8 protein-coding genes and 1 riboswitch are annotated in these 12,734 nt (G+C 60.0%); of the genes, 2 read left to right on the top strand and 6 right to left on the bottom strand.

Annotation, left to right across the window (positions count from 1 at the left end; genetic code table 11):
- Positions 1-17: 17 nt before the first annotated feature.
- The gene (locus FHL07_RS01700) at positions 18-1,343 is read right to left on the bottom strand and encodes a sigma-54 dependent transcriptional regulator (protein ID WP_095000289.1); all 1,326 of its coding nucleotides are present in this window, start codon (positions 1,341-1,343) and stop codon (positions 18-20) included.
- 333 nt (positions 1,344-1,676) lie between these two features.
- Between FHL07_RS01700 and FHL07_RS01705 the strand changes: the two genes are divergently transcribed.
- Positions 1,677-1,943, top strand: coding sequence for a hypothetical protein (locus FHL07_RS01705; RefSeq protein WP_095000290.1), 267 nt, complete (start codon positions 1,677-1,679; stop codon positions 1,941-1,943).
- 48 nt (positions 1,944-1,991) lie between these two features.
- On the opposite strand, the gene FHL07_RS01710 is transcribed toward FHL07_RS01705, so the two are convergent.
- From FHL07_RS01710 to cobW, 4 genes are all read right to left on the bottom strand, one after another.
- Positions 1,992-2,546 carry a vWA domain-containing protein gene (locus tag FHL07_RS01710; protein ID WP_138737999.1) on the bottom strand — a complete coding sequence of 185 codons (555 nt, stop codon included), beginning with the start codon at positions 2,544-2,546 and terminating at the stop codon, positions 1,992-1,994.
- A gap of 98 nt (positions 2,547-2,644) precedes the next feature.
- Positions 2,645-3,649 carry an ATP-binding protein gene (locus FHL07_RS01715; protein ID WP_138738000.1) on the bottom strand — a complete coding sequence of 335 codons (1,005 nt, stop codon included), beginning with the start codon at positions 3,647-3,649 and terminating at the stop codon, positions 2,645-2,647.
- 165 nt (positions 3,650-3,814) lie between these two features.
- The gene (cobN, locus tag FHL07_RS01720; RefSeq protein ID WP_138738001.1) at positions 3,815-7,585 is read right to left on the bottom strand and encodes a cobaltochelatase subunit CobN; all 3,771 of its coding nucleotides are present in this window, start codon (positions 7,583-7,585) and stop codon (positions 3,815-3,817) included.
- A gap of 3 nt (positions 7,586-7,588) precedes the next feature.
- Positions 7,589-8,656 carry a cobalamin biosynthesis protein CobW gene (gene cobW / locus FHL07_RS01725; protein WP_138738092.1) on the bottom strand — a complete coding sequence of 356 codons (1,068 nt, stop codon included), beginning with the start codon at positions 8,654-8,656 and terminating at the stop codon, positions 7,589-7,591.
- A gap of 94 nt (positions 8,657-8,750) precedes the next feature.
- Positions 8,751-8,931, bottom strand: a riboswitch (cobalamin riboswitch).
- 220 nt (positions 8,932-9,151) lie between these two features.
- On the opposite strand from cobW, the gene FHL07_RS01730 reads away from it, so the two are divergent.
- A complete protein-coding gene (locus tag FHL07_RS01730) occupies positions 9,152-10,444 on the top strand; it encodes a glycosyltransferase (protein WP_138738002.1) in 1,293 nt (430 codons plus the stop codon).
- On the opposite strand, the gene FHL07_RS01735 is transcribed toward FHL07_RS01730, so the two are convergent.
- Positions 10,445-12,706: a glycoside hydrolase gene (locus FHL07_RS01735; RefSeq protein ID WP_138738003.1), complete on the bottom strand. Its 2,262-nt coding sequence runs from the start codon at positions 12,704-12,706 to the stop codon at positions 10,445-10,447.
- Positions 12,707-12,734 lie beyond the last annotated feature (28 nt).

Raw genomic sequence — 12,734 nt, forward strand, 5'->3', positions numbered from 1 at the left:
GGGGCCTTTTGCTGTTTTTAACGAATGTGATGCTTGTGCAGTAACCGATAAAACGTCGGCCGCGAAACCCCAAGCACCTTGGCGGCCATGCTCAAATTGTCGCTGTGCCGGTCCAGCACCTCGCACAGTGCCTGGCGTTCGGCGCGGTCCTTGTATTGTTCAAGGGTGTTCATCGTGCCGACCAACAACGGGCGCAACTCCAGGCCCAGATCATGCGCTTCGATCTGCCGCCCTTCGGCCAATACCAGCCCACGACGCACGCGGTTGGCCAGCTCGCGGACATTTCCCGGCCAGCCATGATTGCCCATGGCAATCAACGCCTCGTCACTGAACGTACGCGGGCGACGGCCTGTTTCCAGACTGTAGAAACGGGCAAAGTGACTGGCCAGCATGGCCAGGTCACCATGTCGCTCTCGCAAGGGGGCGGTGGTTAATTGCAACACGTTGAGGCGGTAATACAGGTCTTCACGAAATTGACCGTTGGCGACTGCCGCCTCGAGATCAACATGGGTCGCTGCCAGAATACGAACATCGATGGGGATCGGCTGGTTGCCGCCGACTCTCTCGATGTGTTTTTCCTGCAAAAAACGCAACAGGCTGGCTTGCAATTCCAACGGCAGATCGCCAATTTCATCCAGAAAAAGCGTACCGCCATTCGCGGCCTCAATGCGTCCAACCCTGCGCTGATGGGCGCCGGTGAAGGAGCCCTTTTCGTGGCCGAACAGCTCAGACTGGATCAAGTGGTCGGGAATGGAGCCGCAATTGATTGCAATAAAGGGCTTGCCGTTGCGCTGGGATTGACGGTGCAGTGTGCGGGCGACCAGCTCCTTGCCCGTACCGCTCTCGCCGCGAATCAGGATGGGCGACTGGGTGGGTGCAAATTTGCTCACCGTCATGCGCAGGTCCCGCATCAATCGGCTGTCACCCAGCAGTTCATCTTCCTGTACATCGGACGGGGTTGAAGTTTGCCCTCGCAGGCACGCCATGCCAAAGGCCCGGCCGAGTGTGACTTGGACCCGGGAGACGTCAAAGGGCAAGGTGTGAAAGTCAAAAAACCATTCGCAGACAAAATCCCCCACATTGTTCATTTTCAGTACGTCAGGGGTGAGCGCCGCAATCCACTCGGTACCACTGCGACTGATCATGTCTTTTACCGCTTCGGGACGTTCCAGATGAAAAGGTTGCAGCCTGAACAGGCCAACATCGCAAGAGCGGTCAACAACGGTTGCCAGAGTGCAGCTGTCGACCGCCCAGCCTATGGTTCGCAGACCGGGGAGCAATTCATGACAATCCGCACAGGGATCGACCACCAGCAGACGTCGGGGAGAGGACATTGCAAGCATGACTGTTCCTTGGCGCCAGAAAAACATAAAACAGCATTAAAAACAGTCCCTTGTTTAACTTACGCGTAACCTTAGCAAGCCATTGGGCGCTTTCTGGATCGTTTGTTTATAACCCTAATAGCCAATCAAACTGTACAGCCTCGTTCCAAGAGCAGGGGCGATAGATACACTCACTGAAAATTGATCTGGATCAGTCATATAAAAAAACTTTTAAAAATATGACGAAAGTGTGTGACCTGATGCCCCTCTAAAGTCATCAGTACAAGTAACCAACCGAACGGTAAGCCCAGCCGACGGTTAATCACTTGATGGGCATACTTGAGAGAACACCCTATGAACGCCCCGCTCCGTTTCAACGAAGCTCTTTTGATTGCCGGCCACGCTTTTGAACCTTTTCAATGCGTTGCCTGGGCTGCACAGGATGGTCATGGCGAGTTGAGCCTGACTGTTATCGATCGCACCAATACCCGTATCGGCCGCAAACAGATCCCGCGCAGCGCCTGCGCTGACGCCGCTCAGCTGGAAAGCCTGCTGGCACAAGCCCGCGCCGAGATCAGCAGCGAAGGCTACACCCTGCAGCCTTGGGTCATGCCTGCTTGAGAAGCGGCTGACTGATTTGGGAGCTGGTTGACCAGCTCCCACAAATAATCAGCCATCAATGTGCACATACTCTGCATTCAACTCGGCGGCCATTTGACGCGAGCGGCCCAAACGAATCGGGCCACGCTCGATATCGATCAACAGTCCCGGGCAGTCAATGGCCGGCAGCGTTGACCACTCTTTCAGTCGGCCATCGGTCAACAGTAAAAAGCGCTGTTGTTCCTCGGGACACTGTTTGCGGCGCCTTTCAAGCCAGTCAGCGACTTCCTGCAAGGCCTCCAGTAAAGGCGTCCCGCCTCCAGCACCCAAGCCCTGCAACCAGTCATTCAAGGCAGCAGACGCCTTGGAGCCGATGACCTGCCACTGCGGCGCCTTTGCGCTGACCGTCATCACCGCCACCCGCACACGCTGACGATACGCATCTTCAAACAGTTGGACCAGCAGCCCCTTGGCGTCACTCAGCGCCTGATGGCGACGGGTTGAAGCAGACGCATCCACCACCACCAGCCAGAGTTCCGGCGCTGCACTTTGCCGGGTTTTCCAGGCCAGATCAGCGTGCAGCCGGGGACGACCGCCGAGCAGGGTTTGCACCCAGTCGATCATCCCGCTGCCGGCGCTGCGGCTTGCGCCTTGCCTGCCCGCAGAGAGCTGACCTGACCGGGGCCTGGCATCCGCCCCCACTGCAGAACGGGGGCGGATGCCTAGGGCTTTTTTGGCCAGCTCGGCACTTCACGGCGCGCGCCCATGGGTTGCACCTGTGCAGGCAGTTCGCCCCACTGGCCCTGCCCCGATTGAGGCGAAGCATTGCTAGCCTGAGGGGGTGACTGCGGCGGTGGTGTTGACGCCTGGCCTTTAGGTTCTCGGCGGCGATGACGCAAGGCAAACTCGGCCACGGCATCAATATCGTCCAGGCTGATGGCCGCGGCCCCGCGCCAGGCGGCATGGGCCCGCGCTGCGCGCAGCCAAACCAGGTCGGCACGCATGCCATCCACCGCGGCGGCAAAACAGCGCTCAGTTACAACAGCCAGAGACTGATCATCCAGAGCGATGCTGCCCAGCCGTTCACGGGCCTGCTGGCAGCGCTCGCGCAAGGTCGTTTGCGCCTCATACCATTGCGCGCAAAACTTCTGCGGATCAGCGTCAAAGGCCAGGCGCCGGCGGATGATTTCGCTGCGTTCTTCCGGTTGCGGCTGGCCGCTGAGCATCACATTCAGGCCGAAGCGGTCGAGCAACTGCGGGCGCAACTCGCCTTCTTCCGGATTCATGGTACCAATCAGCACGAAACGCGCAGCATGCCGATGGGAGATACCATCACGCTCGACCACATTGGTGCCGCTCGCTGCCACGTCCAGTAGCACGTCCACCAGATGGTCGGCAAGCAGGTTGACTTCATCGACGTAAAGCACGCCGCCGTCGGCCTTGGCCAGCACCCCCGGGGAGAACTGCGCCTTGCCCTGGCCCAGTGCGGCATCCAGATCGAGGGTACCAACCAGACGCTCTTCGGTTGCGCCCAACGGCAAGGTGACAAACTGGCCGCTGGCAAGCAGGTCGGCCAGACCGCGTGCCAGCGTCGACTTGGCCATGCCGCGCGGGCCTTCGATGAGTACGCCGCCAATTTTCGGGTCAATGGCGGTCAGGCACAGCGCCAGTTTCAATGAGTCCGCGCCGACCACCGCCGATAACGGGAAATGTGGGGTGTCAGTCATGTTTTCGGGCTCCAGATTTTAGAATAGTGATCGGCCTTAATAGCCCCTCACCCCAGCCCTCTCCCAAAGGGAGAGGGGGCCGATTTTTGGTGAGGTATAAATCCTGAACATCCCCCGATCAGTCCCCTCTCCCTCCGGGAGAGGGTTAGGGTGAGGGTTGCCTGGTTACTCTTCCTCTATATCCAGCAACAGATTCTCCAGCGCCGCTTGATACTCCCCCGGTTCACTCCACAGCCCGCGCTGCTGCGCTTCGAGCATGCGTTCGGTCATGTCGCGCAGGGCATGCGGGTTGTGCTCACGCACAAACTCACGGGTATCCGGGTCCAGCAAATAGGCATCCGCCAGCAATGCATATTGATGATCATCGATCAGGTGCGTGGTTGCATCAAAGGCAAACAGGTTGTCCAGGGTAGCGGCCATTTCAAATGCGCCTTTGTAACCATGGCGTTTGACCCCTTCTATCCATTTCGGGTTGGCCGCACGGGAACGGATAACCCGGTTCAACTCTTCCTTGAGCGTACGGATCTTCGGCAGATCCGGCTGGCTGTGGTCGCCGTGGTAGCTGGCTGCGGCCTCCCCACGCAAGCTCTCTACCGCCGCCAGCATGCCACCCTGAAACTGGTAGTAGTCATTGGAATCGAGCAGGTCATGTTCACGATTGTCCTGATTTTGTACCACCGCCTGCATCTGCCCCAATCGCTGGGCAAACTGACCGCGGGCCGCCGTGCCTTCATCGGCGCCGCCATAGGCATAACCGCCCCAGTTCAGATACACCTCGGCCAGGTCGTCGCGGCTTTGCCACAAACGCCCATCGATTGCGTTCTGTACCCCGGCACCGTAAGCCCCGGGTTTGGCACCAAACACCCGCCAACCCGCCTGACGGGCCGCCAGTTCCGGGGCCAGCCCTTCGCGCTCCAGCTGTTCACGCTCGCTGCGCACTTTTGCCGCGAGCGGATTCAGGTCATCAGGTTCGTCCAGCGCCGCCACCGCCTGAACAGCGGCATCGAACAGGCGAATAAGATTGGCAAAGGCATCACGGAAGAACCCGGATACACGCAAGGTCACGTCCACCCGCGGCCGGTCCAGCAGGCTCACCGGGAGGATTTCAAAGTCATCCACCCGCTGGCTACCCGTGGCCCACACCGGGCGCACGCCCATCAGCGCCATGGCCTGGGCGATATCATCACCGCCGGTGCGCATGGTCGCAGTGCCCCATACCGACAGGCCGAGCTGACGCAGGTGATCGCCGTGGTCCTGCAAATGACGCTCAAGAATCAGGTTGGCCGACTGAAAACCGATACGCCAGGCCGTGGTGGTGGGCAAGTTGCGTACATCCACGGAAAAGAAATTACGACCGGTAGGCAGTACGTCCAGGCGCCCGCGGCTCGGTGCACCACTGGGGCCGGCAGGGACAAAACGCCCCGCCAGAGCATCAAGCAGACCCTGCATCTCGGCCGGGCCGCAGGCATCCAGACGCGGTGCAACAACCCCAAGCAACGCCTCAAAAATCCCTCGCACTTCGCTCCATTGCTCGGTGTCGGGCAATTGCAGCGTGCCCGCCAACGCCTGCTCGATCAGCTGCGCAGCATACAGTTCCAGACGTTCGCGGGTATCGCCTGCGGTGCGCCACAGCGCCTCGCTGACTGCTTGCAAAGGCGCGGGGCGACGTGCCGTCCAGGGCTCGGCCAGCGCACAGTCCAGCGGATCAAAACTCAGCCCGAAGGCTTTGGCCAACGCCCGCAGCACGCTTGATTGCGCCCCGCGTCCATCACCGCGGGGGATGCGCAGCAATGCCAGCAAGGTGTCGATGCGCAGACGCCCGGCAGGCGATTCACCAAAAATATGCAGGCCGTCGCGGATTTGCGATTCCTTGAGGTCGCACAGGTAGGTATCCAGCCGTGGTAGCCAGATTGCGGCATCGCTGTCGCTGTCGAGGTGTGCGTCCAGTTGCAGCTCGCGGTCGATATGGGTATCGCGCACCAGCTTGAGAATATCCCGTTGCAACTCCCGCGCCCGGCGCGGATCAAGCAGTTGCGCTTCGTAATACTCGTCGGCCAGCAGCTCCAGGTCACGCAGAGGGCCATAGGTTTCGGCCCGGGTCAGCGGCGGCATCAAGTGGTCAATAATGACCGCCTGGGTCCGGCGCTTGGCCTGTGCGCCCTCACCCGGATCATTGACGATAAACGGATAGACGTTGGGCATGGGGCCCAAAATAGCATCCGGCCAGCAGTGTTCAGACAGCCCGACGCCCTTGCCCGGCAACCATTCCAGATTGCCATGCTTGCCCACATGCACCACCGCATGGGCGCCGTAAGTGTTGCGCAGCCAGAAATAAAACGCCAGATAAGCATGGGGCGGTACCAGGTCCGGGTCATGGTAGACCGCACTGGCATCGACCTGATATCCCCGCGCCGGTTGAATGCCGACAAAGGTCAGGCCAAAACGCAGCCCGGCAATCATCAGGCGACCTCTGCGAAACATCGGGTCGTGCTGTGGCTCGCCCCAACGCTCAATCACCGCCTGGCGATTGGCTTCTGGAAGACGATTAAACATCGCCTGGTATTCATCCAGCCCAAGGCTTTGATGGCACGGGCGCAGGTCGAGGCTGTCGAGGTCGTTGCTGACACCGCCCAACAGAGCTTGAATCAACGCGGTGCCGGTATCCGGGAGCTCAGCAGCCACCGGGTAGCCTTCGCCCTGCAAGGCGCGCAAAATATTCAGCGCCGCAGCCGGGGTATCCAGCCCTACGCCATTGCCGATACGGCCATCGCGGGTCGGGTAGTTGGCCAGGATCAGGGCGATACGCTTTTGCGGGTTCGGCACACGTGCCAGCTCCACCCAGCGCCGTGCCAGTTCTGCGACAAAATCCATCCGTTCGGGATGCGCTCTGTAGCACACCACATCCGACTGACTGCGCTCACTGCGCCACGCCAGGTCCTTGAAGCTGATCGGCCGGCTGATGATCCGCCCGTCCAGTTCCGGCAAGGCAATGTGCATGGCCAGGTCCCGCGGGCCCAGACCCTGCTCGCTGGCTTGCCAGCCGGGCTGGTTGTCCTGGGCACAAATGGCCTGGATCACCGGGATATTGCGGCGAAACGGGCGCAAATGCGGAGCTTCCGGGCTGGACTGGGCAAACCCGGTGGTATTGAGAATGACCCCTGCGCCGACTTCATCGAGCAAGTCCTGTACCACCGCCAGGCAGCCTTGCTCCTTCAGGCTGGCGACCGCAATCGGCAGCGGATTTAGCCCTGCCGCCTGCAGTCGCTGGCAGAACACATCGACAAATGCCGTATTGGCCGCCTGCAAATGCGAGCGATAGAACAAGAGCGCCGCCACCGGTTGGCCCGGCTGCCAGTCGCCTTGCCAGTCCTGCAGTGCAGGGCTGGAATGGGCCGGATGATAAATGGCAGTACGGGGCAAGGTGTGCGGTTCGTCCCAGGCATAGTCGCGGCCCAGCCATTGGCTGGCCAGGCAACGATAAAGCTGCAGGGCGTTATGCCGCCCGCCCTGGCGCAAAAAGTGCCAGAGCCGCTCCGCCTGTTCGGCGGGTACCGTGCTCAGAGCGCCCAGTTCCGGGTCGGGGCGGTCATCCCCGGGCACCAGAATCAGGGTCACACCGCGTTCAGCCAGTTGCACCAGCCGTTCAATGCCGTAGCGCCAGTAGCCGATGCCACCGTGCAGCGACAACAAAATAACCTTGGCGTGTTGCAGGACCTCATCGACATACAGGTCGACCGAGCCGTGGTTTTGCACCTGCATCGGGTTGGCCAGACGCAGGCTTGGATAATCGTCAGGCAACTGCTGCGCCGCTTCGGCGAGCAGGGCCAGGCTTGAATCACCGCTGCACAGGATCACCAGCTCGGCGGGGGTCTGGCCGAGGTCGGCAATATTGTCGTCCGCTACAAAGCCGCCGGGCTGGGTCCTGAGCAAATGCATGGTTTAGGCGCTCAATGCTGTACGCAGGGTGGACTCGAGCAGGGCCGCGTCCAGGTCCTGGCCGATCAGCACCAGTTTGGTGGTGCGCGCTTCGTCGCTGCCCCAGGCGCGATCGAAGTGCTTGTCAAAGCGCGTGCCCACGCCCTGGATCAGCAAGCGCATCGGTTTGCCCGGAATCGCGGCAAAGCCCTTGACCCGCAGAATGCCGTGCTTGACCACCAGTTGGCTCAGAGCATCCATCAGCGCGCGCTCCTCTGCCTGAGGCAGCTCGATAGAGATCGAGTCGAAGGCATCGTGATCGTGATCGTGGTCATCATCGCCATCGTGATGATGGTCGTGATGGCTGTGGCGGCCATCGATATGGTCTTCCGAACCCGTCTCCAGGCCCAGCAGCACGTCCAGCGGCAAGCGACCGCTGCTGGCTTCGATGATCTTGACCGCCGGTGGCAGTTCTTCAGCCACTTCGGCACGTACACGGGCTAGGTCTTCAGGGCTGATCAAGTCAACCTTGTTGAGAATCACCAGATCGGCACTGGCCAGTTGGTCAGCAAACAGCTCGTGCAGCGGCGACTCGTGGTCCAGGTTAGGGTCGAGCTTGCGCTGGGCATCTACCTGATCCGGGAAGGCCGCGAAAGTGCCAGCCGCCACCGCCGGGCTGTCGACCACGGTAATCACCGCGTCAACCGTGCAGGCACTGCGGATTTCCGGCCACTGGAAGGCTTGAACCAGCGGCTTTGGCAGGGCCAGGCCCGAGGTTTCGATAAGGATATGGTCGATATCGCCACGGCGCGCCACCAGCTCACGCATCACCGGGAAGAATTCTTCCTGTACCGTGCAGCACAGGCAGCCATTGGCCAGTTCATAGACGCGTCCCTTGGCCTCTTCTTCGGTGCAGCCAATAGCGCATTGCTTGAGGATTTCGCCATCGATACCCAGTTCGCCGAATTCGTTGACGATCACTGCAATGCGACGGCCGTTGGCGTTGTCCAGCATATGACGCAGCAAGGTAGTCTTGCCCGAACCGAGAAAGCCGGTAACGATAGTGACGGGGGTTTTGGCCAGTGTTTTCATCGGATGCCCTTTGGCAAAACGGCGGGCATACGGGACGACGGCCGCAAGCAGTGCGCGGTCAGTCTTCGCCACCGGATCACCCCGCCCGGTTGAAGTAAGAATCTGTTACGAGGCAGGTCTCCTGGCTTACGGCTGATACCTACCTTGCGCCTTCCCGCCTGTGAAGCAGTGGCATTGCAAGATCAACGACCGTTTACAGTTGCGGGGGCAGCCGCGGCATACCGCGTTCCCTTCTTAGCTTCGCGCTGCGAAGAACCTCGAACGCGCAAGGCTACGCAGTGCTTTGTAACAGGTCAACACAGATACGTTTAGATACCCTGACCTATTGTGGGAGCGAGCCTGCTCGCGAACGACCTTCGCGAGCAGGCTCGCTCCCACAGGTGCAGTATTCCTGTAGCCGCTCACAAGGTAAGAGGCAGCGACCACAGGTGTTGTAGGCAACTTGTGTTCTAATTGCCGCCTTTTTTTCAGCCATAGCTCTTCAAGGATCTGCCCATGCCGTCCACTCGCCCAACCCGCGTCCTGATTATTGGCTACGTGTGGCCCGAGCCCCGCTCTTCGGCGGCGGGCGGACACATGATGCAGATCATCGAAAGTTTCTTGCAGCAAGGCTGGCACATCACCTTCAGCAGCCCGGCAGGCATTGGCGAACACAAGGCTGATCTGGCGACATTGGGCATTGATGAAGTCAGTATCGCGCTCAATAACAGCAGCTTCGATACCTTCATCACCGAGCTGGCCCCGGATATCGTGCTGTTCGACCGCTTCATGATGGAAGAGCAGTTCGGCTGGCGCGTGGAGAAGCATTGCCCGCAGGCCCTGCGCGTGCTGGAAACCTCCGACCTGCAAAGCCTGCGCGACGCCCGCCAGCAACAGCTCAAGGCGCGCCTCAAACTCGACGCCGACACTGATGATTTCAGCAGCCTGTTCGCCCCTGCACAACGGGAGACCTTCGAGCAGATGGCCGTTACCGATCTGGCGCAACGGGAGATCGCGGCGATTTATCGATGCGACTTGAACCTGATGATTTCCGAATACGAAATCGATCTGCTCGTAGAGCACTTCAAGGTGCCCCGAGCCCTGCTGCACTGGTGCCCGTTGATGGTCGACAGCGTACCTGCGCAGTTCGTACCCTTTGACCAGCGTCAGAATTTCCTGAGCATCGGCAATTTCCGTCATGCCCCCAACTGGGATGCCGTGCTCTGGATGAAAACCGCGATCTGGCCATTGATACGTCAGCAACTGCCCACGGCGCAATTGCATGTCTATGGTGCTTACACCCCGCCCAAGGCCACTGCGCTGCACAACCCGGCACAGGGTTTTCACGTGCTCAACTGGGCCGAAGATGCGCTTGAGGTGATGAGCAATGCGCGGATCTGCATGGCCCCCCTGCGCTTTGGTGCAGGAATCAAGGGCAAAATCGCCGATGCCATGCTCTGCGGCACGCCCAACGTCACAACTCCCGTAGGCGCCGAAGGCATGCATGGCGACCTGCCGTGGGCAGGTGCCGTCGAACAGAGTGCCAGTGCGATTGCTGCCGCTGCGGTGCAGCTGTATCAGAGCCCTGACGCCTGGCATCAGGCCCAGCAGCACGGAACGGCACTACTGGCGCAGCGCTATTTGCAAAGTACCCACGGCCCGGCACTGGTCGAGTGCATCGAAGCCTGCCGCGCCGGCCTGCAACAGCATCGGCGCAACAACTTCACCGGTGCCATGCTGCGCCATCATCAGCATAAAAGTACCCAGTACATGTCGCAGTGGATCGAGGCAAAGAATCGAACGGTTTGACTAGGGCTGTGCCAGTCGCGTCGCCTTGAACATCTCGGCAATCATGATGATGCGGTCTTTTTCGCCCGGTATCTGGACGCTTGCCGACATTGGCGCAAATTGCATGGCGTCGGCACTTTGCGTCTTGTCTGGATTGAAATTGACCGTAATTCGGGTTCCATCATCAAACACCGTGCGCTGCAGGCTCCGGTCTGCACTGAGCACCTGAAAATCAACCAGTGCCTGGGTAAAAAGCCGTTGATGCAAGGGCGAAAAAACCTCGTTGTAGGCCGCGATAAAGGGCAAGTCGCGCTCCAGCACGGCGGCATTGAGGTGGTACATGGGCGGCGTCATGTACAACAGCTGCAGCAGTGCCGTGTTCTGCTGCTCATTGGAAAATTTCAACGATGGGTAGGCCCAGTGATGCGTGCTGACCAGACTGTCGTGAAGCACCATTTGGTAAAGCGGCAAGCGGTACTTCCAGGAGCGGACATAGGTTGCCAGTTGCCGTTTGATCCGAACAGTCTTGAAAAACAGTGTTGGCGTCTCCGGGGGCCAGTACTGCCCTACAAAGAAAGGTGACTGTTGATTACCGGACATGTCAGGGTCGGTCCAGTCGAATGGTTGTGTGGCAATGCCGTGGCTGTAGGCAATATTGGCTGCAAACGTAGAAACCGCCCCCTCGCTGCCCGTGACCAGCCCCAACGACTCGCCCGGGTAATCCAGGCGCCGGGCAATCACCCGGGCATTTTCACTTTCACTGGTTTCCCGGCCGGGGGTGTAGTCCGCCTGTGCAGTGACCGCAGCATCGACATCGAGAAAATAGCTGTTGAGCCCGGCAGCACCTGCCACAGCCTTGATGCGCTGGCGCGCATAGTCCTGGGCCTCCCGGGGATTGGCAAAGACGCCAATGCCATTAAACCCCTTGCTCGAAGCACCGCTCGCATCATGCTGCCCTGCACTGGCCAGGTTCGCGCCCATTTGCGCAGCGGCCCAGGTTTCCGGTTCGGCGGGTGCATGAGCGTCTGCGTAGTTGTCGTACACCGCCACCAGAAACCCGGCTTGCTTGGCCAATGCCACAGCCTGCGGGTGCCAGAATGCATCAAGCCAGTCCTTGGCACCCAGCCAGGCACGGGTGAGCCCGGCTTGTTTGAGCGCGTTGACCGTATCCACAGACAGCCCTCCTCCCCAGCGCTCGGCCGGTAACAGGTAAGGCCCGAAAGCCTCGACCAGCTGAGTTCTGGCTGCCTGCCCCCACAGCACCTCGCCAGCCGGATCATGCCCCCCGTCCAGAGGTTCCTTGGCGGGTACCGCTACAACCTGCCGCATTCCCTGGTTGATGGCACGAACCAGTTGCAGTTGATTGAACGGTGAAACCATTCGTAGCCGTGAGCGCGTACTCGACAAACTCATGTCAAATACGCTGCGGGTTTGCGGATCAAAGCTTGCCCATAAACTGGCAGCCAGATGCCCGGGGGTACGGCGCGCCCGGTCAAAAGCCGTGATAAAGCTTGCCCAGTTGAGGACGTCTGTGGTTTTCAGCGGCCCTGCGTCCCAAACGTAGATATGGGGTGCACCGCCGAGCAGGGCAGTTTGCGGCACCGCACGAACTTTATCTGTCAGTGAAACGAACTGGCCGTTGCTCTTGAGCCAGTTGCGATATAACCCTGCGCCATATAACGGTTGTGCGGGGCCGGGGGCGATGCTGATCACAAAGGGCGCATCAGGTGCAAGCCGGTTGAAGTCATGCTGCAATTGCGGCACCGCAGTGTTTTTGACTCGCTTGATACTAAACAGGGTGTCAAAGGGCGTTTCTACTATCCAGGTGACCGACAGGTCCTCGTGCAATTGAGTCCAGAACGGCATGCTCAACTCACCCAGCAACTGCCCGCCGGAGTAGCGCTTGACCAGCCAGTTAAGCCAGCCGGGGTCATTGGCCGGTATATAGCTACCCTCGCCAAAAGGAATGGCGTAGGCGCGAATGTCGGTTTGCAGGCGCGGCCAACGCAAGCTTGCAGGGCGGGACGCCTGTATCGAAACGCGCAACCTGTCGTCCTCAACCTTGATGTCGACCCGGTATTGATTCCCCTCCTGGCTAATCGTCCAGCTGTCGGAAGCCAGTTCAGTGACCTCGCTGTCCTGCCTGAATGCACCGCCACTGAGCAACAAGGGCGCTTTGCCGGGCCGTAGCAAAAACACCTCAAGGGTTGCCCGGTTCACATCGAAGGTACCCTGAGCGACAGCAAAACTGGCTCTGCCAGTGGCATTGGCAGAGCCCGGCATCACAAGCCCCCATGCTGCAAAAAGCAGG

It is taken from the genome of Pseudomonas sp. FSL W7-0098 (assembly GCF_005930585.1).
Lineage (GTDB): Bacteria > Pseudomonadota > Gammaproteobacteria > Pseudomonadales > Pseudomonadaceae > Aquipseudomonas > Aquipseudomonas bubulae.